The following is a 25,088-nucleotide window of genomic DNA, read 5'->3' on the forward strand; positions in this document are numbered from 1 at the left end:
TGTTATAACTATACCATACCTTATTTTGAAAAAGAAAGAGTCTCAGGCATAGTTTCAAACAAAATTCGTATTTACGTCACACTTTTTATTTTTTTAATAACAAAAGAAATAATTAACATAAAAGACTTTACTTTTGCTTGTTGGTTTGTGTGTCAGGTAATTCAGCCGTGATTTTGGCAATTTGTTCTTTAATTTGAGCAATCCGAGGTTCCGCTTGGAATTTGAAATCAGTGATTTCTTGTTGCAGGTCTTTTGAAAATTCAGTTGCCAGAGGAACGTTTTCTTCGACAACTGCCAAATTTCGTTGCACCTGATCCCAGTCATTCGTGACTTGATTTTTCAGTGAACGATAGTCCTCTAGCTCATTGATTAAATGTTGGCGTGTTTCTTTCCCGCTTCTTGGAGCAGCCAACAAGCCGCCAATGGTACCAGCAGCTGCACCAAAAAAGAGACCTTTAATAAATTTTTTCATTTAGTTCACCTGCTTTGCAATGGTCTCAGCAATTTCTTGCATCGCTTCGGCGGAATAGTCCTCTTGATGGTTGCCAAAATGAATAGAGAAATCATCTTCTTTTGAATAACGGGGAATCAAATGAACGTGGGAATGGAAAACGGATTGATAAGCCACTTCCTTATTGTTATTTAAAATGTTTAATCCTTCCATTTCTGGAAAAGCTTTTTCTAATGCTCGTGCTACTTTAGGAATACGAGCGAAGACGTCGCTTGCTAAAACGTCATTATATTCAAAAATATCAGCAACGTGTTGTTTTGGAATCATTAAGGTATGCCCTTTGGTCACTTGTGTAATGTCTAAAAACGCGTAGACTTTCTCGTCTTCATAGACTTTATAACTTGGGATTTCGCCGTTGATAATTTTACAAAAAATACAATCATTCATGAAAAATTCCTCTTTTCTCTAGATTCTTTCCTTTACTTTACCACAAGTTGATTTCTCTGTGGATGAAAAAGTACGTGAGTTCGCTAAAAAGTTCGTTTCATTTCGTGTATAATAAGAGAAAGAAAAAAATCCATTTAATTAAGGGAGTAATTTTTGAATTCTTGGTTCGCTTAGGGTTTAATAATGGTAGAGAGAAAAGGTTGGAGGCAAAAGAAATGAGCTTAACAATTGAACATTTAACAGGAGGTTACGGCCATATTCCTGTCTTAAAAGATATTAATTTTGACGTCAAGTCTGGTGAAATGGTTGGTTTAATCGGCTTGAATGGTGCGGGGAAAAGTACCACCATCAAAAATATTATTGGGTTACTTACGCCGCAAAAAGGCAAAATTATGATTGACGGGGAAACATTGCAACAAGCCCCTGAAGAATATCGTAAAAAAATCGGGTATATTCCGGAAACACCTTCTTTATATGAAGAATTAACATTGAAAGAGCATATCGAAGTAACGGCCTTGGCTTATGATATTCCATTAGAAGAAGCGTTCAAACGAGCAGAACCATTACTAAAAACGTTCCGTTTAGACAATAAATTGGAATGGTTTCCTGCTAATTTTTCAAAAGGCATGAAACAAAAAGTCATGGTACTTTGTGCATTCTTAATTGAACCGAGTTTATATATTATTGATGAACCTTTTCTAGGCTTAGATCCTTTAGCAATTCATGCTTTATTAGAATTAATGGATACGATGCGTAAGCAAGGGGCAGCGATTTTAATGTCCACGCATATTTTAGCAACAGCTGAAAAATATTGTGATCGCTTTGTGGTGCTACACGAAGGGAAATTACGGGCAAACGGTACAATGGCTGAATTACGTGCAGAATTTAATTTACCAGAGTCTTCTTTAGATGATATTTATCTTGCCTTGACGAAGGAAGAAAAGGTGGGGTAACATGGGCGAATTTTTTAGTCAACGTTTGTCACGGCATTTCAAAAAAATGTCCAAGTACTTGCGCTATATTTTAAATGATCATTTTGTTTTAGTCTGTATGTTTTTATTAGGCGGATTAGGTCTGTACTATTCCCAGTTGTTAAAAGAATTACCTCGTGATTTTGTTTGGGGCAGACCGTTAATTCTATTGGGCTGGCTGCTACTCATTCAAGTTGGTAAGTTGGCTACTTTGACAGAAGAGCCAGACAAGGTGTTTTTATTACCAAAAGAAAAACAATTCGCTGCTTATCTGAAACGAGCGCTGCGCTACTCTTTACTTTTACCGATTGTGGTCAGCTTTCTAGGAAGTAGCCTATTGATGCCGTTGATTGTAGTCACAACAGGTTGGTCGTTTCAAACCTTCTTTTTATTTTTGGTCATGCTAGCTTGTATGATTTATACACATCTTAGTTTACAAAGCTATGGGCTCTATCATCTTTCGTCAACCACTTACCGTAGTTGGTGGTTTGTTTGGTTGATCAGTAGTCTCTTGATTATGACGGGAGCTATTTACTGGACGCCTTGGGTTGGTGTGATTGGTGGCATCATTCTGGCCGTTTGTTTATCGAGTATTTGGCAAAATAAGATGAAAAAGAGTTTCTTGGATTGGGAAAAAATGATCCAAAAAGAACAAAACAGAATGCATAGAATTTATAAATTCATTCAGCTGTTTACAGATATTCCTGAAGTGAGTAGTACAGTGAAACGCCGTAAATACTTAGATCCTCTCCTCGGAGTAGTCAAAAAAACATCTGAGAACACGTATGCTTACTTATTCATTCGGAGCTTTTTACGAGGTAGCGAATATAGTGGCTTATTGTTTCGTTTGATTTTGGTTGGTGGCGTGCTACTCTTCTTTTTACAAGAATTCTGGATTGCGTTGGTAGTTGCTTTATTGTTTGTCTATTTAATCGGGTTCCAGTTGATTCCCATGTACACGCAATTTGATTATATGGTGATGACACAGTTATATCCAATTTCAATAGAAAAAAAACAAGCAGCGATTCGCCGGTTAATTAGCGGCGCATTATCTGTTGCGGCCATTATTTTTGGTGGGATTGTCTGCCTTCGTTTAGGCAGTTTGCAAAATAGCTTGATCATTCTGGGTGCCTTAATTGTAGAAGTTGTGATTTTCACTAAAATGTATGTTCCAATGCGCTTGAATAAGTTATAAAGATGAGAAAACCCAGCAAAATTTACAAAAGAACCACATAGAAGCTTGACGAAGCAAGGTTTGGCGACTAAAATGGTAATTGCTGTAAAAATTGCAATAAAATTGTGTTGAGATAGGAGATAATTTCCATGGAATTTCAGTTGGATAAAGACTGGCGTCTGCAGCCGATAAAGGGCGCAACTGGTCAAACATACATGGGAATAAAAGAAACCGAGAAAGTGTTCATTAAACGAAACACTTCTCCACTTCTTGCAGCATTGTCTAAAGAAGGGTTAGCCCCGAAGATGATTTGGACAAAGCGGACAGCGAATGGCGACGTACTAACAGCCCAAGAATGGCTGGAAGGACGTTTATTACATGCGGACGAAATTGGCAAACGCAATGACGTGATTGACGTGTTATACCAATTGCATCATTCCAATTTGCTGAAAGACATGTTGAAAAAAATTGGTGGCGAAGTTTGTACCCCGCTAACAATGTTGAAAGAGTATAAGCGTCAACTACCTAAAGAATTAAAACGAAACAGTTATTTAAAAGAAGTAATCACTTATTTATATAATCATTTACCAGAATATCCAGAAACTAGTTATGTAGCTGTTCACGGCGATGTGAATCATCGGAATTGGTTAGTCTCGAATAATTATCTCTATTTAGTAGATTGGGATTCTGTGATGGTCGCGGACCCAGCGGTAGATTTAGGAATGATTTTGAGTCATTATGTGCCTCGTTCCGGCTGGAATCAATGGTTACTATCTTATGGTTTAATCCCGAATGAAAGTACGGTTCAACGAATTTATTGGTATGGTTTATTTAGCTTTTTACAAGAGATTGTTCGTCATCACCAAGAAGGCGAAAGAAGAGCAATGACTGCAGAAATTTTACAATTAAAACGAATGTTTAGTAGTTAAACTAATTCATTTAACATCCACACAGGCTGGCGAATTTCACCAGTCTGTTTTTAAAAGAAAGGAATTTTAAATATGCGTGTAAGAAATAGACCCGGAGCAGCAGAATATATGGCAAAATATCCACAATATGTGGTAGAAGGTCCTGAAAAATGGCAAGGGAAATGGCAAGAACGTTTTGGCAATAATCATCCCATCCACATTGAAATTGGTTCAGGTAAAGGTCGTTTTATTTATGAAATGGCTAAAGCACATCCTGAAATTAATTATATTGGTATCGATATGCAATTAAGTATTTTATCGATTGCATTAGATAAGCTAGTGGCCGAGCCGTTACCTAATCTACAGTTATTGCGAGTAGACGGCGAAGCATTAACAGAATATTTTGCTGAAAATGAAGTAGATTTAATCTATTTAAATTTTTCAGATCCTTGGCCAAAGAAAAAACATGAAAAACGTCGTTTAACGTATAAAAACTTTTTAGCGACAGATGAAATTATTTTAAAACCAAATGGAGAAATTCATTTTAAAACGGATAATCAAGGGCTCTTCGAATACTCATTAAGTAGCTTTTCTAAATATGGCATGATTATTGAACGTGTGTGGCTAGATTTGCATAATAGCGAGTTTGAAGGCAACATTATGACAGAATACGAAGAAAAATTTTCTAGTCGTGGTCAACGAATTTATCGAGTAGAAGCACGTTTTGTTGCAAAATAAAAACAAGCATTCCTTTATTTTAAGTGAAGGAATGCTTGTTTTTTATTATTTAAGAAAGCCTAAGTTGTCGTTCTTAAAGCATAGGCGTCCAATAAAATTCTTGCCAGAATGGATAGTGGTAACCGTGAACGCACTTCATAATCGGGGAAAAAGGAGCCTTCTGATTTGAAGCCTACGAACGGAATTTCAATATATTTCATTAAACTAGAGTGTTTGCTTGCAGTTAAAAGGATAGTCCCAATTTCTGAGTCGTAACAGTTTTTACCAGCGACAACTAATTCTTGGGTTTCTCCGTTTAAAGAAACAAAAAGAGCCACATCTTTTTTTGATAACTTTTTACTAATATTTTTAATAATTTCTGGGTCCGTATGCAGTTCACAGTATTTGCCAGCCAATTGAAACTTAACCATCATTTCCTGAGCAATTAATTCTGAAAAACCTCTAGCAAAGATAATAATCCGTCGAGAAGCTTTGATTTTTTGGATCGCATCTTCGATATTACCAATTTCAATCATGTTAATCGTGCGAGTTACTTCTTCTTCATTCTTTAAAATGGCTGTCCGAATTCCTCGGTCTACTTTTTCTAATGCTGAAAAATTTATATTTTGGTTTTCTTTATCTTTCAAGTGATGCTTGAAGGATGTGAAACCTTCATAGCCTTTCTTTTTCATGGTTCTTACAATCGTCGCAGTTGATACGTTGGCTCGTTCGCTTAATTTTACAATGGAATAATCAGGGATTTCTAAAATATGTGTTTCGATAAAATGCCAGAGATATTGCTCTGACTCACTCAATTTTTGTTCCATAATGGCCAGCCCTTCTTTCTTTCACTAAAAAAACATTTATAAGCCTATTTTTAATGAAAAAAAATAAAAAAGCTAGAGAAATTATGAAATTGTAAATGTTTTCTATATTTTTGCGAAAGAATGAAAACCTTTACATGGTATTTTGAGACATAATAAAGAGGAGAAAGGAGGAACTACAGTGACTATTTATACATGTACATTAAATTTAGCCATTGATTTATTTATCGAAACAGAAGAGCTAGTTCCTTTTGTCGTGAATCGCACGAAGGAAGATGATATTCAAGCAAACGGGAAAGGAGTCAATGTTTCCCTAATTTTAAAGATGTTAGGGATTGATAATACCGCTTTGGGAGTCAAGGCTGGTTTCACTGGGAACTATGTCGAGGATTATTTAAAAGAAAAAGAAATAACCACTGATTTTATCGAAGTCGCTGGCACAACGAGAATCAATGTGTTCACAAAAGTTACCCAAGATCAAAAGGAATACAAATTAGTCAATAAAGGACCAAAATTATCTGAAGAACATGTACAACGTTTTTTGAAAAAAATTTCAGAGTTACGTAAAGGGGATTATTTGTGCGTATCAGGAAGTTTACCACAAGGGGTTTCGCCAAGTATTTTGATTGAAATTAGCCGAATTTGTTTTGAAAAACAGGTGTTCTTAATCTTAGACAGTAGTTATGAAGAAATTTTAGATTGTTTGCCTTATCAACCATTTTTATTGAAACCAAATGAAGAAGAACTTCAAGAGTGGTTTCATACAGAAGTGCAGACTAAGGATGATTACATTTTTTACGGACAAGAATTACTGAAGCGGGGAGCCAAAAATATTTTACTTTCTTTAGGTAGTGAAGGGGCTTTATTTATGAACAATGAAAAGGTTCTTTCAGGTAATTCACCAACTGGAATGGTTGTAAATACAGCTTGTTCAGGGGATGCAATGTTAGGTACCTTTTTAGCTGGCTGGCATCAAGGACTTTCATTGGAAAAAAATTTAAAAAGAAGTATTGCAGCAGGTAGTTCAACAGCATTTCGCAAAGGATTGACAGATTTTTCAGATGTTCAGGAGTTAGAGCAACAAATAAAGATTCAAGAGGAGGAATAAACAGATGGCTACGTATCAATTAATAGCTGCTACAGGTTGTCCGACGGGAATAGCGCACACGTATATGGCACAGGAGGCATTGGAACAAGCTGCGAAACGTAAAGGTATTACGATTAAGGTTGAAACACATGGTCAGATTGGTATAGAAAACGAGTTAACACCTGCAGAAATCCAAGGAGCGGAGGCAGTCATTATTGCCGCCGACAAAGACGTTCAAGCAGAACGTTTTGCTGGGAAACGAATTATTGATGTCCCTGTCAGTGTGGGGATTAAAGAAGCAGATCGCTTAATTGAAGAAGCGCTCGCAGGAAAAGGATCGATTGCGGCCGAAAACCAAGCAGTGGATGAACTTGAACAGGAAACACAAATTTCTTCAGGAAATGTTGGACATAGTATTTATAAAAACTTAATGAATGGCGTCTCTCACATGTTGCCGTTTGTAGTAGCAGGCGGCGTTTTAATTGCTCTTTCTTTTGCTATTTGGGGTATTTATTCATTTGATCCAGAAAGTAGTCAGTATAATGCTACCGCTGCTATGTTAAAAAGTATTGGTGATGCCTCAATGGGCATGATGGTGCCAATCTTATCTGCGTATATCGCAGAGGGGATTGCCAAACGACCTGGTTTGGTTGTGGGCTTTGTCGGTGGTTTGATTGCTAACACTGGTGGTACTGGCTTTTTAGGAGGGATATTATCTGGTTTCCTTGCTGGGTATTTCATTCTTTTATTACAAAGAGTATTTAAAGGTTTGCCTAAATCATTAGATGGTTTAAAAGCAATTTTCCTTTATCCAGTCATTGGCGTTGCAGTTATTGGTATCACTATGTCTTTATTAGCAGATCCGATGAAAGCTGTTAACGAAGGAATGATGAGCTTTTTAGCTAGTTTCCAAAACTCCAGTCCGTTGGTTTTAGGAATTATTGTGGGTTGTATGTGTGCCTTTGATATGGGAGGTCCAGTTAATAAAGCGGCCTATGTTACTGGGACGGCACTCTTAGCTCAAGGAAATACTTCTTTTATGGCAGGAGTTTCTGCTGCCTGCATAGCGCCACCTTTAATTACAGGTTTTGCTACATTATTCTTTGGAAAATACTTTGACACAAATGAACGCAATGCGGGCCTAGTGAACTTTATTTTAGGCTCCACACATATTACAGAAGGCGCTATTCCGTTTGCGGCAAAAGACCCATTGAAGGTTTTACCAATTATGATGCTCGGATCTTCAATTGCGGCAGTCTTAACGTATATGTTTGGGGTACAAGTGCCAGCACCTCATGGAGGATTTCTTGTTTTACCAGTTGTTACTCACGCTGTTCAATGGGTTTTGGCAATTTTAGCTGGTTCATTGGTAGGTGGCTTATTGCTAGGTTTTGTACAAAAAAGTAGAATCGCCAAACAAGAGCAATCGTTATCAAAAAAATGAAATAACAGGAATTAGGAGTGGATGGAATGGCTTTTATTAAAGAAAATCATATTTTTTTAAATCAACAGTTACAAACGCAAGAGGATGTTTTTCATTTTTTAGCAAAAAAATCAACAGAATTGGAAGTTGCTCAGGACGCACAGGAAGTTTTCGATAAACTGAACGAGCGAGAACAAGAAGGAACAACGGGGATGATGAATGGATTTGCGATACCTCATGCAAAAGCAGCAACGATTCAACAAGCGGCCATTATCATCGTTACCTTGGACCAAGGTGTTGAGTGGCAGAGCCTTGACAACCAATTAACGGAGTTTGTGATTGCGCTGTTTATTCCAGATGCCGAAGCTGGCACGACACATTTGAAATTACTCTCTTCCGTTGCGCGCCTCCTATTAAGAGAAGAAGTTACTTCTGGACTGAAACAAGCAAGTTCGCCAGCTGAAATTGCTACGTTACTAAATAATCAATTAGGAGAGGGAACAGAATGAAAAAAATTAGTGAACAAAAACGTAAACATTTAGAAAATCTGGTAGATGATCAAGGGATTATTGGCGCACTAGCCATTGATCAACGTGGGGCCTTAAAACGCATGATGGGAAAATACAAAGAGGTGACTGCGCAAGAAATCAGTGACTTTAAAGTATTAGTATCTCGTTGCTTAACACCAGAGACTTCAGCAATTTTGTTGGATCCAGAATATGGCCTAGCTGCTGCTGAAAATCGAGCACAGACTTCAGGTTTGTTACTTGCGTATGAAAAAACGGGCTACGATGCTTCGACACCAGGACGGTTACCCGATAGTCTTGATGTTTGGTCGGTTAAGCGTTTAAAAGAAGCGGGCGCAGACGCGTGTAAATTTTTACTTTACTACGATGTTGACGAAAGTGAAGCAATCAATGAACAAAAGAAAGCTTATATAGAACGGATTGGTTCAGAGTGTTTAGCCGAAGAAATTCCATTCTTTTTAGAAATTGTCTCTTATGATGCAAACAATTCGGATAGTGCTTCAAAAGAATACGCTAAAGTAAAACCGCACAAAGTAATTGAAGCGATGAAGGAATTTTCAAAGGATCGCTATAATGTTGATGTTTTAAAAGTAGAAGTCCCTGTGAACATGAATTTTGTAGAAGGTTTTGGCACTGAAAGTCTTTATAGCCAAGATGAAGCGCAGGCTTTTTTCAACATGCAAAGTGAAGCAACACAACTTCCATTTATTTTCTTGAGTGCAGGGGTTAGTGCTGCGATGTTTCAGGAAACATTGAAATTTGCAAAAAAAGCAGGTTCCTCGTTTAATGGAGTCTTATGTGGTCGGGCAACTTGGGCAGACGGCGTGCTTCCATTTGTTCAACAAGGTGCTGAAGCAGCCGTTGCGTGGCTTGAAACAACTGGTAAAAAAAATGTTGACGAATTAAATCAGGTTTTAAGAGAGAGCGCAGTATCAGTCTTTGAAAAAATACAGTAATTAAGCTGAAAATATTTACTGAATTTGAACTAATTGGTCATCTGAATTAAATTTTTTCAGAAATTGTCTTCTTTAAGTGAACTCAATGTACGCAAACTCAAAAGATATGATATAATTATTTCGATATCGATGTATGAACACCCAAAAAGTAACATTGCTTTACTTTATTTGGGGAAAGTTGGGGTATTATGGGAATTCCTAAAGAAGGCGAGTTTGTAACCATTCAGAGTTATAAACATGACGGACATTTACATCGAACGTGGCGTGATACGATGGTACTAAAAACGAGCGAGTATTCTTTAATTGGTGTGAACGATCACACGTTAGTAACGGAATCCGACGGACGTCGGTGGGTGACTCGTGAACCAGCCATTGTTTATTTTCACAAGAAATATTGGTTCAATATAATAGCAATGATTAGAGAAAAGGGGGTTTCGTATTACTGCAATCTGGCTTCGCCATATGTTTTAGATGACGAAGCGTTGAAGTATATTGATTATGATTTAGATATCAAGGTTTTTCCAGATGGTGAAAAACGTTTACTAGACGTTGATGAATATGAATTTCATAGCAAACTAATGGATTATCCAGAAGATATTGACTTCATTTTAAAAGAAAATGTCAAGACTTTAGTGGATTGGATTAATAACGAAAAAGGCCCCTTCTCGCCCGAGTATGTAGATATCTGGTATCAACGTTATCAACAGCTATCAAAAAAATAGCCGATGTAAACAGCCCACAAAAGGAGCTTGGAGCATTAGCCAAAATGGCTAATGCTCCAAGCTCTAAATTTTCCGATTTAATTGGTGTTATAGTTCTTTATTCATTTCGTAGTGTTCAATGCCAGCATCCATAAAAGGTGCTCCTGTTTTTTGATAACCTAAACGTTCATAGAAGCCTACAGCGGTGACTTGTGCTCCTAGAGTAATCTTGTGGTAGCCTTGTTCTTTGGCAAAATTTTCCGCCGCTTCCATAATCATTCGTCCATAGTCGGCGCCACGGTAAGCTTTTTCAACGGCCATTCGTTGTAATTTCATAACGCCATTTTCTAGTGGAAGCAAGCGACAAGTTGCGACAGCTACATGATCCGTGTACAAAACAAAGTGAATACAACGTGCTTCATATTCATCGATTTCCATCTCTTCTGGTACCCCTTGTTCCGCTACGAATACGCGTTGACGAAGCCGGACAGCATCTAAATAAAGATCACTCATGGTATCTTTTGTTTGAGCTACATGCATAGAAAAACCCCCAAGTTCAGAATCTGTTTCTATTTTATTATACCACGAAAAAGTTCTAGCAATGAAGTATTCTCAATGACTGAGGGGGGAAGGTGTGATAAAATAAAACAGCAACAATTGAATAAAAATAAAGGAGGAGCCGCTGTGATTAATCGATTTAAAGAATCGAAATTATTTTTCTGGTCAGTTGAATTACTTGTCGTGGCCATGCTATTATTTATTGCTTCGAAAATTAATTTCTTATTTGCACCGATTGGGACATTCTTTTCAACGTTGTTTGCCCCAGTCTTAGTAGCAGGCTTTTTGTATTATTTACTAAATCCTGTGGTCAATCTACTAATGAAGACGAAAATGAAACGAATTTATGCCGTCTTACTGGTATTTTTATTACTAATCATCGCATTAGTTCTGATCTTATTAACAATTATCCCTAAGTTGGCAGATCAGCTAGCTAGTTTAGCATCAAGTATGCCGGATTTCTTTAAACAAGTGGAGACCTGGATTTATGAGATTGCGGAGTTACCTATTTTTAAACAAATTGATTTAACAAGCTATATTGAAAAAATGGATATTTCTTATGCAAATATTATCCAACAATTTTTAAGTAGTTTATCAAGTAGCTTAGGTTCAATCGTATCAACTGTGGCGTCAACCACCATTGTTTTGGTCACTGCGCCATTTATTTTATTTTATATGTTAAAAGATGGAGACAAGCTAGTACCAGCGATTCAACGTTTTTTACCTGAAAAAAGAAAAGATGATATCGTGGATCTTTTAGGACAATTGAACCAAACCTTATCCAGTTATATTAGTGGACAAGCGATTGAATGTTTATTTGTCGGTACATTTACGATTATTGGGTATTCATTGCTTGGCGTTCGTTATGCCTTTTTATTTGGTGTCATTGCCGGCTTTACGAATTTGATTCCCTATTTAGGCCCTTATCTAGGATTAGCGCCCGCTGTCTTAGTGACCATCTTTAATGAACCCGTCAAAGCAGCCTTATGTTGTTTAGTGGTGCTAGTGGTTCAACAATTGGACGGAAATATTATTTATCCAAACGTTATCGGAAAATCTCTAAAAATCCATCCATTAACGATTATTTTAATTTTATTGGTAGCAGGAAATTTAGCAGGTTTGCTAGGTATTTTCCTCGGCGTCCCATTTTACGCAATCTGCCGGACCATTATCTACTATGTTATTGATATGGTCAAAGCGGGTCGTAGTGAAAAAGTTACCAATGCCGTTCTTTTAGGGAATGAAACAAATACGAAAGAAAATAACGGTTAATGATTGAATCCGCTAATCTTTCGTGCTATGATTTTATGGATTAGGATAGAAAATAACCTGTCATAATACTGATCGTGTCTGTTTCTAAGCCTAACCATAAAAAGAGGAAGAACATTAAAAGAGTACGAAAGTACAGCCTCGGAATTATCAACAATTAAGGAGAGAGAGAACATTATGAATAATGCTGACCCTGAGAGTCAGTCGCTAATTGCGCAACTTCTATTATTAGTCGTGTTGACGTTTATCAATGCCTTTTTGGCAGCGGCGGAAATTGCAGTCGTATCTGTTAACAAGAATCGTGTGGAACAAAAAGCGGAAGACGGCGACGCAAAAGCTCAAAAATTGCTTAAGGTATTGCAAGACCCCAATAACTTTTTATCCACAATCCAAGTAGGGATTACTTTGGTTAATATCCTATCTGGTGCTTCATTAGCAGAGACTTTATCTAGTCGTTTGGCCCCTGTATTAGGTGGCGGCGCCGCAGCTAAGAGTCTTGCCAGTATCATTATCTTAGCATTGTTAACGTACGTTTCTATTGTATTTGGTGAATTATACCCTAAACGAATTGCTATGAATAAATCAGAAGAAGTCGCTCAATTGACTTCTGGTGCAGTCCGCTTTTTAGGAGTTATCGCGCGTCCCTTCGTTTGGTTGCTATCGGCTTCGACCGATTTATTATCCAAAATCACACCAATGACTTTCGATGATGCCGATTCGAAGATGACACGAGATGAAATGCGCTACATGCTTGAAACAGAAGGTGTTTTGGAAAACGAAGAACTAGAAATGCTACAAGGTGTCTTTTCATTAGATACAAAAGTGGCACGAGAAGTAATGGTTCCTCGGACAGACGCATTCATGGTTGACATCCAAGATGATGTCCAAGAAAACATCAATTTAATTTTAGGAGAAAATTATTCTCGGATTCCTGTTTATAGTGAAGACAAAGATAAAATTGTTGGTATTTTACATACCAAAACGTTACTAAAAGCTGCACGTAATTTAGGCTTTGAAAACATTGAATTAGGCGCGATTATCCAAGAACCATTATTTGTCCCAGAAACCATTTTTATTGATGATTTACTTTATGAGTTAAAACGAACACAAAACCAAATGGCGATTTTACTAGATGAATATGGCGGTGTTGTCGGTTTAGCAACACTAGAAGATTTACTAGAAGAAATCGTTGGTGAAATTGACGATGAAACAGATGAAGTAGAAAATTTATATACACAAGTGGCTGACAATGAATATTTGGTTCAAGGACGCATGTTAATTGACGAATTTAATGAAGTATTTGAAACAGATTTACACATGAGCGATGTTGATACAATGGCAGGTTACTTAATTACAGCATTAGGAACCATTCCTGATGAAGGGGAAAAACCTTCTTTTGAAGTGGGCAATATTAAGTTAACTGCTGAAGAAATGGAAGGCACACGTTTGCTAGTCTTACGCGTTCATTTCTACGATGAAGAAACTGTCGATGAAGAACCAGAAGAAAATCGTCGTTTTTTCCGTAAAGAAATGGAAGATGACGAACCAAGACGTTAAAAATAACCTGTGACATCAGTCGTTTTGACTAATGTCGCAGGTTTTCCTTTTAAAAAACAGCCAACAGCAGCTCTTTATTCTCAAGGCTTGACATGATATACTAGCAAAGGTTAATCAAAAATTATGCTGAAGAAAATAAATAAATAAACATCACAAGTGATAAGGAGATTTTTATGACGATCAATCAAAAAGAAGCAGTCGATAGTCGCCGTACGTTTGCGATTATTTCCCATCCGGATGCTGGGAAAACAACGATTACTGAACAATTATTATTATTTGGGGGCGCCATCCGCCAAGCTGGAACAGTCAAAGGGAAAAAAACAGGGAACTTTGCCAAATCTGACTGGATGGAAATTGAAAAACAACGGGGAATTTCGGTAACGAGTTCTGTGATGCAATTTGACTATCAAGACAAACGGATTAATATCTTGGACACCCCAGGGCATGAGGATTTCTCAGAGGATACGTATCGGACCTTAATGGCCGTGGATAGTGCTGTGATGGTTATTGACAGTGCCAAAGGGATTGAAGCACAAACGAAAAAACTTTTTCAAGTTGTTAAAAAACGTGGTATTCCAATTTTTACTTTTATTAACAAATTGGACCGTGACGGACGGGAACCATTGGAACTTTTAGAAGAATTGGAAGAACTATTGGATATTGAATCTTACCCAATGAACTGGCCAATTGGTATGGGAAAAGGCCTAGAAGGTCTATACGATATTTATAATGAACGTGTGGAATTATATCGTCCAGAAAATAATGGTGGGGAGCGTTTTATTCCTTTAAAAGATGGCGATATCCCAAGCGATTTACCATTGCACAATAACAGCGTTTATCAACAAGTGTTGGAAGATGTTGAGTTATTGGTAGAAGCAGGCGATGAATTTAGCGAGGAAAAAATCGCTCGTGGTGATCAAACGCCAGTCTTCTTCGGTTCTGCTTTGACAAACTTTGGGGTTCAAACATTTTTAGAAACCTTCTTACAATTTGCGCCTGCGCCACATGCGCATAAAACAGAAGAGGGTGGCGAAGTAAGTCCTTACGAAAAAGAATTTTCAGGCTTTGTCTTTAAAATTCAAGCGAATATGAACCCAGCCCATCGTGATCGAATTGCCTTTGTTCGAATTTGTTCAGGTGTTTTTGAAAGAGGCATGGACGTGACTTTAGGTAGAACAGGCAAAAAAGTCAAATTAAGTAACGTGACACAATTTATGGCGGATGCCCGCGAAAACGTCACAGAAGCTGTTGCAGGCGATATTATCGGTGTGTATGACACAGGAAATTACCAAATTGGCGATACTTTGTATGAAGGGAAAATGAATGTTCAATACGAAGAGTTGCCGTCATTTACCCCTGAATTATTCATGAAAGTGACTGCCAAAAACGTAATGAAACAAAAATCTTTCCATAAAGGAATTTACCAACTGGTTCAAGAAGGAGCCATTCAATTATACAAAACATATTTAACGGAAGAATATATCATTGGCGCCGTAGGTCAATTGCAGTTTGAAGTTTTCCAATACCGAATGTCTAATGAATACAATGCTGAAGTGGTAATGACGCCAATGGGTTCTAAAATTGCCCGCTGGATTAATCCAGAAGATTTAGATGAACGCATGAGCTCTAGTCGAAACATTTTGGCACGGGACCGTTTCGATCAACCATTGTTCTTATTTGAAAACCAATTTGCGGAACGCTGGTTTGCGGATAAATATCCAGATGTTGAACTGAAAAGTTTGATGTAAAATTAATTTGTAATCAATCAGTAGCTGAATCTTTAGAAGATTGAAGCTCGGCGCAATCATTCTCAAGATGATTGCGCTGAGCTTTTTCTTCGTATAAGGTATTAAAGCAGGCGTGATTGTTTTTTTGAGATAGAATACTTACTATAACGAACCTATCAAGGGGTGGACAAGAACATGAATTTTTATGGCATCGAGTATTTAAAAAGCCAATCTAATTTAAATGATTACTTAAAGTATTTTTTTATTTTTGCTTTGTTAATCGGGCTAGTCATTGTGTTTAGTTTTTATGTGCGACATCAAATTCAAACGAAATATCGTGAATTAAGTATTATTATTTTTTTATCATTATTATTTGTTTTAGGAGTTCAATATTCCAATTATCAAATGAACCAAAATCAGCATTCACAATCTTCACAAATGGTACATTTTGTCGAACAAGTGGCACAGGAAAAAAAGGTTTCTCCAGAAAAAGTTTATGTCAATGGTACACAATTGGCTGACGGAACCATAGTTAAAATTGACGAAGTCTTTTATAAAATGAGTTTAAGTACGGATCAGCAGTCTTATACATTACAAGAAACGTATTTATTAACACCAACGATTGAAATCATAAAGTAAAGTGAGGGAAAATTAATGCAGTTTTATAGTCCAATTATTATTAAATTTGCTTTAGGTATTATTTGTTTAATTGTCCAAATTAATTTGATGGGAAAAGGCAATTTGGCGCCCACATCGGCTATGGACCAAGTGCAAAACTATGTATTGGGGGGCATTATTGGTGGTGTTATTTATAATGATTCAATTACGGTGCTCCAATTTGTATTAGTGTTAATTTTGTGGACATTATTAGTCTTAATTTTAAAATTTGCAAAAGAACACAATCGCTATGTGAAGCAAATTGTGGATGGTAAACCCATTACTTTAATCAAGGATGGACAGGTTGTGGTGAAGGAATGTTTGAAAAATGGTATTTCTGCAAATGATCTAATGTTTAAATTACGAGCAAATGGTATTTATGAAGTCCAGCTTGTTAAACGGGCGGTTTTAGAACAAAATGGTCAATTAACAATCGTCGAATATGGCGATGAAAGTATTCGTTATCCGATTATTGTGGACGGTCAAGCCAACATGGATGTCCTAGAGTTAATCAAAAAAGATGAGCACTGGCTATTAACGCAAATCCAAGAACAAGGATTCCAAAGATTACAGGAAATCTATTTAGGTGAGTATTTATCTGGACAGTTAAGTTTATCGCCGTATGAAGAAAAAACGATTTCTTAGCTATACTTTTCATTCTACTTATATTAAAATTAAATGGTAATTCAATGAGTTTTAAAAGGAGGAAAAATGAAAACTAAAAAGATAGTTGTCGGGTTATTTTGTTCAATGATTATTTTAATGGGGTGCCAACCAGATCAACGAACTGAAAAAATGAAAGAAAGTACTGAAGCAGAAGCAGTCCAAGTAACGAGTGGTGCCTCGGCAGCCACTAATGCCACTTCTGTAAAGCAGGAGGAGCAGACAAACACGAATGATCAACCGAAGGAGAGTGCTGCCAAAGTGAGTTATGAGCGTAATGGACATACCTTTGAAGTTGATGCTGTTTCTGGCGCTACAGTAGAAGCTAATAATGGACAATCAGGAATTAGTCCAGAAGAAAAAGCCCAGAAGATGTATTGGTCAGGTCGTCCAGAAATCGGGGAAGTTCAAGGGGATTATTATCATCATGAAGTCGTGTTTGATGGCGGCTATACGGCTTTAATTGATGTCGTTGTTAAGGATCAACAAATTCAGTTAGTGGAATTTGATGAACGTGGACCTAAAAACTATTATTCTGAAGAATGGGCAGGAGTGACAAAACGTTTATCCGGCTATGCAAATTTTCAAGCGAACAACGCCCGAACCGATCAATCGTTAGTGACCGTTGTTAATACGATGACTTTTTTAGAAAATCAAATGGTTGCCGAAAATCGTCTAGATGGCGCCTTCCAGACAGCCAAAGGGCAATCCAATAGCGCTAATAATGGCTATCTTCCTGCTGCTAGGGCTTTAGCCAAGGAAATCAAAGAACCTTCAAAAGAACATTATACAAGTCTAACAGAAGATTTTGGGGAGGGGCTTTCTGGACGTTTAACTGTTATTACGTTAAAAGATTCAGGGAAAATAACCGATCTTCGTTATGATGAATATTTTGCAGATACAGAAGAAGAGATTAAAGATGCGAAACTGAAGGCTTATTCTCGCCAATCAAAATACTTTTCAAAAGATTATGCTCAAAAATCGGGGGAAAATTTCAAAAAAGAAGTGGATGACTTAAGAAAAAAAGCAATCGAGGAAAATAAATTAGTCAGTCCGACAAATGAGGAAGCCTGGTCGGAAAATTATCAAAGGCTTGTAAAAAAAATAACGTCACAATAAATTAAAAAAAATGCCGAAGTGGGGAAACTTCGGCAGTTTTTTTTAGTTTTCCATGAGGGAAACTTTTAATGGAACAGACACTTCGGTCACATGGTTTAACTCAATGATAGAAATTTCATCTGGGTCATAAGCCTCTTTAGGTAATCGTTTTAACAGTTTTGCTAAAATTTCTTTTACTTCTGTCGGACGAATGCGACGATTTTTATTCATAATCAGAACTTCCACATGGTGAGCTGCTTCTGAATAGACAGCGGTCGTGTTTCCTGCTGAGTAGACTTTTACAAAGTAAGCATCCGTGTTTTCCAATTGTTTATTTACTAATTGTTTGTAGCTATTGGTCACATTCACTAATTTCATTTTATCACCTCATTATAGTTGTGTGCTGCAAAAGAGCGTTTCCAATTATGTACAGGAGTTCCAGATTGAATTTTTTCTATGAGGAACAAGTATACGAATATCTTTCTTCTATTATAGTTTTTTTTGATGAAAATAAAAAGTGAAAAGCATAAAAAAATCCGCACGCATTGTTATTAATGCGTGTGGATTTTTGATTATTCTGCTTGGTCAGATGTTGAAGTTTCTGTTTTAGTCACTTCTTGTGCGCCAGTTACGATAATTTTACCTTCGTTATCTAACGCTGCGACTAATTGATGATTTTCAGGATGATCTAGATAGTATTCAGCAATGCCGTCTTCAATTTGTTCTTGAATTGTTCGACGTAAAGGACGAGCGCCCATTGCAGGATCATAACCTAAATCAACGAGTTTCTCTTTGACTTCTGTTGGAACCTCAATGTGTAATTTTTGTTTAGCTAATAAGCCATTTACTTCTTCTAACATCAAGCTGACAATGTTCATCAGGTTTTCTTTGCTTAATGCTTTGAATTCGATAATACCATCGAAACGGTTAAGGAATTCGGGGGTGAAGAAGTTGTTCAATTGACCTAAAACAGATTTAGTCACACCTTCACGGGCAGCGCCAAAGCCAACGTTGGCTTCCACAGCTCCTGTTCCAGCATTACTTGTCATGATAATGATGGTGTCTTTAAAGCTGACTGTACGACCTTGTGCATCTGTTAAACGACCATCGTCGAGAATTTGTAAAAACATGTGTAAAACATCAGGATGCGCTTTTTCAATTTCATCCAATAAAATTAAACTATAAGGATTACGACGGACTTTTTCTGTGAGTTGTCCAGCTTCGTCATAACCAACATAGCCTGGAGGAGAACCAATCAGTTTAGAAACACTGTGTTTTTCCATATACTCACTCATATCAAAACGAACCATCGAATCTTCTGAACCGAATAGCTCAAAAGCTAATTGTTTTGCTAATTCTGTTTTACCAACGCCTGTTGGCCCTACAAATAAGAAGGAACCAATTGGGCGGTTTTGTTTGCCTAGGCCTACACGATTGCGACGAATCGCTTTAGCTACTTTATCGACGGCATCATCTTGTCCGACAACATGAGCTTTTAAGTCAACAGCTAAATTTTTCAATTGGGTTTGTTCTTTTTCTTTTAAGTCACCGACAGGAATGCCAGTTTTTTGTTCCACAATGGCTTCAATATCTTTTTCAGTGATGACGGGTGTTTCTTCATCGCTGATTTGTTTTTCTTTCATTGCTTGTAATTTATTGATTTGATCACGATAATAAGCCGCTTTTTCAAAATCTTCTTCTGCGGAAGCTTGTTGTTTTTGTTGTTCCGCTTCTGCTAATTTTTTATCAATTGTTTTTGGATCGACGAGTTGAATAGTTAGATTCATTTTTGAACCAGATTCATCTAACAAGTCAATCGCTTTATCTGGTAAAAAGCGATCTTGAATGTAACGATTGGATAAGTTTGCTGCTGCGTTAATCGCTTCATCTGTATATTTAACATGATGATAATCTTCATAACGTTTTTGCAAACCATGTAAAATCGTTATGGTTTCGGCAACGGTTGGCTCATCTACTTGGACTGGTTGCATCCGACGTTCTAAGGCAGCATCTTTTTCAATAATACGGTACTCATTTAAAGTTGTGGCACCGACTAATTGTAATTCACCACGTGCTAAGGCTGGTTTTAAAATATTGCCAGCATCCATATTGCCATCACCAGCAGCACCAGCACCCACAATTTCATGGACTTCATCAATAAATAAAATGACATTTTCAGCTTCAGTGATTTCTTCAATCAATTTTTGCATCCGTTCTTCAAATTGTCCGCGAATACCAGTTCCTTGAACAAGTGAAACCACATCTAAACGAATGACTTCTTTGTCCAATAATTTTTGGGGCACATCGCCATCGACAATTTTTTGGGCTAAACCTTCGACAACGGCTGTTTTACCAACACCTGGTTCACCGATTAAAACGGGGTTGTTTTTTGTACGGCGATTTAAGATTTCAATGACACGCTTAATTTCTTGATCACGTCCTACCACAGGATCGATATCTCCTTGGCGTGCCGCTTCGGTGATGTTAATCCCATACTCGCCTAGTAAACCTTGACCAGCGCCAGCGCCTCCGCGAGGGGGTTGACCTCCATTACCACCATCACCAAATTGAGTGGGTGGTGTTTGTTGTTCATAAGGATTACCTTGTTGCATTTGGCGAGAAAGAGAACGATATAAATCGTCTAAACTCCCAAAGCCAAAAGGGTCTTGTCCCATATTTTGAGGGGAATTATTTGCTTGATTTTTTAATTTTTGATAGCAGCTTTGGCAATAGTCCAGTTGTTTTCTTTGACCATTCACATTTGCATATAAATGAATTGTTGCTTCATTTTGTTGACAATTTTGACAAATCATTGAATGAAACACATCCTTTCAAAATAACTGAGGCCAGAAAAATAGCTGTTTGCTCTATTATTTCTAGTAAACAAACCATTTTTCCTCAAACCAGCCAAGTACTAGATAGCAAGAATAAATTCTGTCTATAAAACCACTTGACCATTTTTGACCTTTGAGGTTATTATAGCATTTTTTGTAAGAGAATCAAGTAAAAGACCTTGTTTAAAAAAAGGCAAAGATTCGATTTTTTTACAGACAATTGCGCCATTTTCAAGTAAACTATAAGAGTTGATATTTAAGAGAAAGAGTGGTGAAATCAATGGCTGAAAATCCTTTTGTAGAAAAAATTGCTTCATTAAAAGCTGGAGAAATCTCTGAATTAATCGTGGAGCAAAATGAATTTTTCCAATTTCGTGATGCTTGGATTTCTTTACCTGACCGCGCGGAAATTGTTGGAGAAGCGGGGTTAAATGGACGAATCATTTATCGTTACCAAAAAGAGGAAGAATAGTCAGTGCAAAACATCACGAAATTTAAGCAAAAAGTGTTGTGTAAGATAGAAAAAAATGGTAATCTTAGAAACTGAAAGGGTCTTTTTTCGAGTAGACGTTTGATTTTAGCGTATCAAGAAAGGAAAACCCTAACATAAAAATTTTTTATTTACGAAGGAGACCGATTTATATGGAAAAGAAAGAATTTCACATTGTAGCAGAAACAGGAATTCACGCACGTCCAGCTACTTTATTAGTACAAACTGCAAGCAAATTTAACTCAGATATTAACTTAGAATACAAAGGTAAATCTGTTAACTTAAAATCAATCATGGGCGTTATGTCTTTAGGCGTTGGTCAAGGTTCTGACGTAACAATCACTGTTGATGGTGCTGACGAAGCTGAAGGAATGGCAGCAATCGTTGAAACATTACAAAAAGAAGGATTGGCTGAATAATGTCTGAGATGCTAAAAGGGATTGCCGCAAGTGATGGCGTTGCTGTTGCTAAAGCTTACCTGCTAGTTCAACCTGACTTGTCTTTCAACAAAACTTCCGTAGAAGATACTGATGCAGAAGCAACTCGCTTAGACGATGCTTTAGCAAAATCTACTGAAGAGTTGCAAGCAATTCGCGACAAAGCAGCTCAAAGCCTTGGTGAAGCAGAAGCGCAAGTTTTCGATGCTCATTTAATGGTTTTATCTGACCCAGAAATGGTTGGTCAAATCAAACAAAATATCCAAGACAACAAAGTCAATGCAGAAGCTGCCTTGAAAGAAGTTACGGATATGTATATTGGTATGTTTGAAGCAATGGACGACAATGCTTACATGCAAGAGCGTGCAGCAGATATTCGTGACGTTGCCAAACGTATCTTAGCACATTTATTAGGTGTGACTCTTCCAAATCCTTCAATGATTAACGAAGAAGTAATCGTGGTTGCCCATGACTTAACACCTAGTGATACTGCACAATTAGACCGTACGTATGTTAAAGCCTTTGTTACAGACATCGGCGGACGTACTTCTCACTCAGCAATCATGGCTCGTTCGTTAGAAATCCCTGCAATCGTTGGTACAAAAGAAATTACTGACAAAGTAAAAGCAGGCGATATTTTAGCAGTGAACGGAATCATTGGGGATGTTATTATTGACCCAACAGATGCTGAAAAATCTGAATTTGAAGCAGAAGCAAAAGCTTATGCAGATCAAAAAGCAGAATGGGATAAACTAAAAAATGCAGAAACAGTGACAGCTGACGGCAAACATGTTGAGTTAGCTGCAAACATTGGTACACCAAAAGATTTAGAAGGCGTACACAAAAACGGCGGCGAAGCTGTTGGTTTATATCGTACAGAATTCTTATACATGGATTCATCTGACTTTCCAACTGAAGAGGACCAATACCAAGCGTATAAAGCAGTTCTTGAAGGAATGGAAGGAAAACCAGTTGTGGTTCGTACAATGGATATTGGTGGGGACAAAGAGCTTCCTTACCTAACATTACCACACGAAATGAACCCATTCTTAGGTTACCGTGCATTACGTATTAGCTTATCAGAACTAGGTGACGGCATGTTCCGTACACAAATGCGTGCATTATTACGTGCGTCTGTTCATGGTAACTTACGTATCATGTTCCCAATGGTTGCTACTTTGAAAGAATTTAGAGCAGCGAAAGCAATCTTTGAAGACGAAAAACAAAAATTAGTCAACGAAGGTGTTGAAGTTTCAAACGATATCCAAGTAGGTATTATGATTGAAATTCCAGCAGCTGCCGTATTAGCTGATAAATTTGCCAAAGAAGTTGACTTCTTTAGTGTTGGAACTAACGACTTAATCCAATACACAATGGCGGCAGACCGTATGAACGAACGCGTTTCTTACTTATACCAACCATACAACCCATCAATCTTACGTTTAATTAAAAATGTAATTGATGCAGCACACGCTGAAGGTAAATGGGCTGGTATGTGTGGTGAAATGGCGGGCGATCAAACAGCTGTTCCATTACTATTGGGTATGGGCTTAGATGAGTTCTCAATGAGTGCTACATCTATCCTTAAAACACGTAGCTTGATGAAACGTCTAGACACAACTAAAATGGCTGAACTTGCTGACCGCGCATTAAAAGAATGCGACACGATGGAAGAAGTCGTTGCATTAGTTGAAGAATATACAAAATAATTAAGTGATTATGAAAGCACATCGACAATTGTCGATGTGCTTTTTTATTGTTGCGCTTCACGTATTTTTTTCTTGAAATAATAAATCGTGCTTCCCAAAATGAATAGAAAAACCAGCGTGATGCTACTCACCAGTTTCCAAGGGAAATTGGTGTGTTTTTCAGGTGGGAGGTTGACGGCGGTAGCATTGTATTTTTTAGCTTCTTTTTCTTGGATGACTAAGTGTTTTTCCCACGAATAGTCTTGATAGCCATCGTTTACTTTGATTTTTACAGTATAATTTCCAGGAACAAAAGGTTGTTCCTTTAAGTCAATCCGATAATTAAAATTTGTATTAGGGGCCATTGTTAACGACTCTTGGTGATTTTCGTAGCGAGGTTTAGCTTCTTTTTCATAATATAAAGAGGCATCGACTTGTAATTTTTTAATCATAGCCGCTTGTTTGTTTTGGAGATTCATTAATACGCGGTTACGACCGTTAGCTTGATCGGTTTTTACTTCATTTAAAGATAATTCTGGCTGAACAGGTTCATCTGTTTCACTAAGTAAGACGCCGACTACATAAGAAAAACGATTATTGATGGCCACGCCGTTTTCTGAGTGAGCAGGTTGTTCATCTGACTTTTGTTCAAAGTAGAGTCCTCCTAAAACGTACCCATTAAATGGTTTTTCCGGTAAAGTAAGCTGACATTCAACAGTCTTGGTTGAGTGTTTAGGTAGGTGGATTTCTTTTGGTAATTGCGCAATCTCATTAAAAGTAAAAGGTGCAGATGGGTCTTTTTTTGTTTCAGCATGAGAATAATCTGCCAAGCCATTATCATTAGTAATCGCTGCATTGGCTGAAGCTAGCACGGTAATGTCGTTGGCTGTTTGATTCGTTAGTTCGATTTGTAGCTTTTGTGTTTGGTTTGGAGCGACACGTAAATCAAAATAACTTGTTTCTTTGGTTCGTTGATTGTCGGGTAAAATGGCTTTTACAGAAAAAGTCATTTCGCTTGCTTCTACAGAATAAGAGCCAATAAAAAATAAAAAAATGATGACGCTAATAGCATGGAGCCATTTAAAAAGCTGCTGATTCATAGTGTGCACTCCTTTTTGACAATTTTTTATAAGAAGGTATTGCATGAAACAACTTCATGCAATACCTTGTTTGTTTTCTTTTAAAGTGGTGTATCATCCAAAATCCAAGTAAGCGTTGTTTTATATTGTTTAGCTGCAACTTTTTTCGTTGTCGCAGGAACAGTTAATTGAATGCCTTGAGCAGCGGTCGCTCCGCTACCAAAAGCTAATGTCCAAGTGCCCATTCCTGTTGAAAGAGCGGCAGTCGCCACAGGAGAAGTGGCGGCACCAGTTGGATCCAAGGTTACTGGGACCGTTAATGGCGCCAAAGAAAGTAACTGTGTTGAATTGGGTGTTGCTGCTAAAAAGGTCAAGGATGCATTATCCAAAACAGCGGGTGTTGAATCACTTGTAGCAAATTGCGCACTCTGTTTAACTGATAATTTCCAGCCAAGATTTAGACCACGTTTGTCAGTTACTTGAACATAGTTTGGCACGCTAATTAAATCGCCAGTACTATTTTGCACTTGGTCTAGTTGTGCCGAATAGATTGCTGTACCGGCTTGAATTTGTTTTGATCCAAAATGGATATTTGAAACATAGTCAATACTAAGGGGTCCGGCTGTACCAGGTTGATGAGGATCAGCAGGATTAGGTGTCACAGGCTGAGAAGGGTTCGTCGGGTTGACAGGTGGCGTGACAGTATTATCAAGAGCAAACGTAATATCAGCGTTGGATTGAATAGAAGCGACTTGAGCTGCTTCAACTTTTGGACTATTTAAAAGCATAAGAGGCGTAGCAACGAACAAAATGCTTGAAATGCGCACGATCTTTTTCATTTTTTA

Annotated in this window: 26 protein-coding genes; 18 read left to right on the forward strand and 8 right to left on the reverse strand. The window is 37.5% G+C overall.

The genetic code is table 11. The features are described 5' to 3' along the window. Positions 1-127: 127 nt before the first annotated feature. A complete protein-coding gene (locus IGL13_RS02335) occupies positions 128-472 on the reverse strand; it encodes a YtxH domain-containing protein (protein WP_002355526.1) in 345 nt (114 codons plus the stop codon). Next, a complete protein-coding gene (locus IGL13_RS02340; RefSeq protein WP_002355527.1) occupies positions 473-898 on the reverse strand; it encodes an HIT family protein in 426 nt (141 codons plus the stop codon). 215 nt (positions 899-1,113) lie between these two features. Here IGL13_RS02340 and IGL13_RS02345 point away from each other — a divergent pair, with 215 nt between their 5' ends. The 4 genes from IGL13_RS02345 to trmB all read left to right on the forward strand — a co-directional run bounded on the left by IGL13_RS02345 (position 1,114) and on the right by trmB (position 4,689). Next, positions 1,114-1,851 (forward strand): ABC transporter ATP-binding protein, encoded by a 738-nt coding sequence (locus tag IGL13_RS02345; RefSeq protein WP_002363160.1) that lies wholly within the window; start codon positions 1,114-1,116, stop codon positions 1,849-1,851. A gap of 1 nt (position 1,852) precedes the next feature. After that, a complete protein-coding gene (locus tag IGL13_RS02350; RefSeq protein WP_002378023.1) occupies positions 1,853-3,064 on the forward strand; it encodes an ABC transporter permease in 1,212 nt (403 codons plus the stop codon). A gap of 128 nt (positions 3,065-3,192) precedes the next feature. Continuing rightward, on the forward strand, positions 3,193-3,972 hold the full coding sequence (locus IGL13_RS02355) for a phosphotransferase family protein (protein ID WP_002355531.1): 780 nt from the start codon (positions 3,193-3,195) through the stop codon (positions 3,970-3,972). A 72-nt stretch (positions 3,973-4,044) separates the two neighbouring features. Next, positions 4,045-4,689, forward strand: coding sequence for a tRNA (guanosine(46)-N7)-methyltransferase TrmB (gene trmB / locus IGL13_RS02360; protein ID WP_002355532.1), 645 nt, complete (start codon positions 4,045-4,047; stop codon positions 4,687-4,689). A gap of 59 nt (positions 4,690-4,748) precedes the next feature. Here the strand turns inward: trmB and IGL13_RS02365 are convergent, their stop codons facing one another. Next, a complete protein-coding gene (locus tag IGL13_RS02365; RefSeq protein WP_002363162.1) occupies positions 4,749-5,495 on the reverse strand; it encodes a MurR/RpiR family transcriptional regulator in 747 nt (248 codons plus the stop codon). Positions 5,496-5,673: 178 nt separating this feature from the next. Between IGL13_RS02365 and pfkB the strand changes: the two genes are divergently transcribed. The 5 genes from pfkB to bph all read left to right on the forward strand — a co-directional run bounded on the left by pfkB (position 5,674) and on the right by bph (position 10,207). Beyond that, positions 5,674-6,600 (forward strand): 1-phosphofructokinase, encoded by a 927-nt coding sequence (pfkB, locus tag IGL13_RS02370; RefSeq protein WP_002355534.1) that lies wholly within the window; start codon positions 5,674-5,676, stop codon positions 6,598-6,600. A gap of 4 nt (positions 6,601-6,604) precedes the next feature. After that, on the forward strand, positions 6,605-8,023 hold the full coding sequence (locus IGL13_RS02375) for a PTS fructose transporter subunit IIC (RefSeq protein WP_002355535.1): 1,419 nt from the start codon (positions 6,605-6,607) through the stop codon (positions 8,021-8,023). A 26-nt stretch (positions 8,024-8,049) separates the two neighbouring features. After that, a complete protein-coding gene (locus IGL13_RS02380) occupies positions 8,050-8,511 on the forward strand; it encodes a fructose PTS transporter subunit IIA (protein WP_002358680.1) in 462 nt (153 codons plus the stop codon). After that, entirely contained in the window at positions 8,508-9,485 is a 978-nt protein-coding gene (gene lacD / locus IGL13_RS02385; protein WP_002378025.1) for a tagatose-bisphosphate aldolase, read from the forward strand. Before IGL13_RS02380 ends, lacD begins: the two co-directional genes overlap by 4 nt. Positions 9,486-9,673: 188 nt before the next feature. After that, positions 9,674-10,207 (forward strand): biofilm phosphatase Bph, encoded by a 534-nt coding sequence (bph, locus tag IGL13_RS02390; protein ID WP_002355538.1) that lies wholly within the window; start codon positions 9,674-9,676, stop codon positions 10,205-10,207. A gap of 87 nt (positions 10,208-10,294) precedes the next feature. Here bph and IGL13_RS02395 read toward each other — a convergent pair whose 3' ends face one another. Further along, entirely contained in the window at positions 10,295-10,726 is a 432-nt protein-coding gene (locus tag IGL13_RS02395; protein WP_002361248.1) for a GNAT family N-acetyltransferase, read from the reverse strand. Positions 10,727-10,801: 75 nt separating this feature from the next. Between IGL13_RS02395 and IGL13_RS02400 the strand changes: the two genes are divergently transcribed. The 6 genes from IGL13_RS02400 (at position 10,802) to IGL13_RS02425 (ending at position 17,736) form a co-directional block, all read left to right on the forward strand. Beyond that, on the forward strand, positions 10,802-12,016 hold the full coding sequence (locus tag IGL13_RS02400) for an AI-2E family transporter (protein WP_002384914.1): 1,215 nt from the start codon (positions 10,802-10,804) through the stop codon (positions 12,014-12,016). A gap of 174 nt (positions 12,017-12,190) precedes the next feature. After that, a complete protein-coding gene (locus IGL13_RS02405; protein ID WP_002363168.1) occupies positions 12,191-13,570 on the forward strand; it encodes a hemolysin family protein in 1,380 nt (459 codons plus the stop codon). A 173-nt stretch (positions 13,571-13,743) separates the two neighbouring features. Then, complete coding sequence (locus IGL13_RS02410; RefSeq protein ID WP_002355543.1) at positions 13,744-15,318, forward strand: peptide chain release factor 3; 1,575 nt, start codon at positions 13,744-13,746, stop codon at positions 15,316-15,318. 174 nt (positions 15,319-15,492) lie between these two features. Further along, the gene (locus IGL13_RS02415; RefSeq protein WP_002378027.1) at positions 15,493-15,936 is read left to right on the forward strand and encodes a DUF3290 domain-containing protein; all 444 of its coding nucleotides are present in this window, start codon (positions 15,493-15,495) and stop codon (positions 15,934-15,936) included. A 15-nt stretch (positions 15,937-15,951) separates the two neighbouring features. Continuing rightward, positions 15,952-16,599 (forward strand): DUF421 domain-containing protein, encoded by a 648-nt coding sequence (locus IGL13_RS02420; RefSeq protein WP_002355545.1) that lies wholly within the window; start codon positions 15,952-15,954, stop codon positions 16,597-16,599. Between the two features lie 66 nt (positions 16,600-16,665). Next, positions 16,666-17,736, forward strand: a complete 1,071-nt coding sequence (locus tag IGL13_RS02425) for a hypothetical protein (protein WP_002363169.1) — start codon at positions 16,666-16,668, stop codon at positions 17,734-17,736. Positions 17,737-17,778: 42 nt separating this feature from the next. Here IGL13_RS02425 and IGL13_RS02430 read toward each other — a convergent pair whose 3' ends face one another. Continuing rightward, the gene (locus tag IGL13_RS02430; protein ID WP_002355547.1) at positions 17,779-18,093 is read right to left on the reverse strand and encodes a DUF1827 family protein; all 315 of its coding nucleotides are present in this window, start codon (positions 18,091-18,093) and stop codon (positions 17,779-17,781) included. 194 nt (positions 18,094-18,287) lie between these two features. After that, entirely contained in the window at positions 18,288-20,528 is a 2,241-nt protein-coding gene (locus IGL13_RS02435) for an ATP-dependent Clp protease ATP-binding subunit (protein WP_002386935.1), read from the reverse strand. Positions 20,529-20,829: 301 nt separating this feature from the next. On the opposite strand from IGL13_RS02435, the gene IGL13_RS02440 reads away from it, so the two are divergent. From IGL13_RS02440 to ptsP, 3 genes are all read left to right on the forward strand, one after another. Continuing rightward, a complete protein-coding gene (locus tag IGL13_RS02440; protein ID WP_002366170.1) occupies positions 20,830-21,021 on the forward strand; it encodes a hypothetical protein in 192 nt (63 codons plus the stop codon). 170 nt (positions 21,022-21,191) lie between these two features. Next, positions 21,192-21,458 (forward strand): phosphocarrier protein HPr, encoded by a 267-nt coding sequence (locus tag IGL13_RS02445; protein WP_002355551.1) that lies wholly within the window; start codon positions 21,192-21,194, stop codon positions 21,456-21,458. Further along, a complete protein-coding gene (gene ptsP / locus IGL13_RS02450) occupies positions 21,458-23,185 on the forward strand; it encodes a phosphoenolpyruvate--protein phosphotransferase (RefSeq protein ID WP_002361251.1) in 1,728 nt (575 codons plus the stop codon). The genes IGL13_RS02445 and ptsP overlap by 1 nt, the downstream gene beginning before the upstream one ends. Before the next feature lie 44 nt (positions 23,186-23,229). Here ptsP and IGL13_RS02455 read toward each other — a convergent pair whose 3' ends face one another. Both IGL13_RS02455 and IGL13_RS02460 read right to left on the reverse strand, forming a co-directional pair. Continuing rightward, positions 23,230-24,309 carry a DUF916 and DUF3324 domain-containing protein gene (locus IGL13_RS02455; protein ID WP_002392666.1) on the reverse strand — a complete coding sequence of 360 codons (1,080 nt, stop codon included), beginning with the start codon at positions 24,307-24,309 and terminating at the stop codon, positions 23,230-23,232. Between the two features lie 35 nt (positions 24,310-24,344). Continuing rightward, positions 24,345-25,082, reverse strand: coding sequence for a WxL domain-containing protein (locus IGL13_RS02460; RefSeq protein ID WP_002358689.1), 738 nt, complete (start codon positions 25,080-25,082; stop codon positions 24,345-24,347). Positions 25,083-25,088: the final 6 nt, after the last annotated feature.

The organism is Enterococcus sp. DIV1937, from assembly GCF_050535975.1.
Lineage (GTDB): Bacteria > Bacillota > Bacilli > Lactobacillales > Enterococcaceae > Enterococcus > Enterococcus faecalis.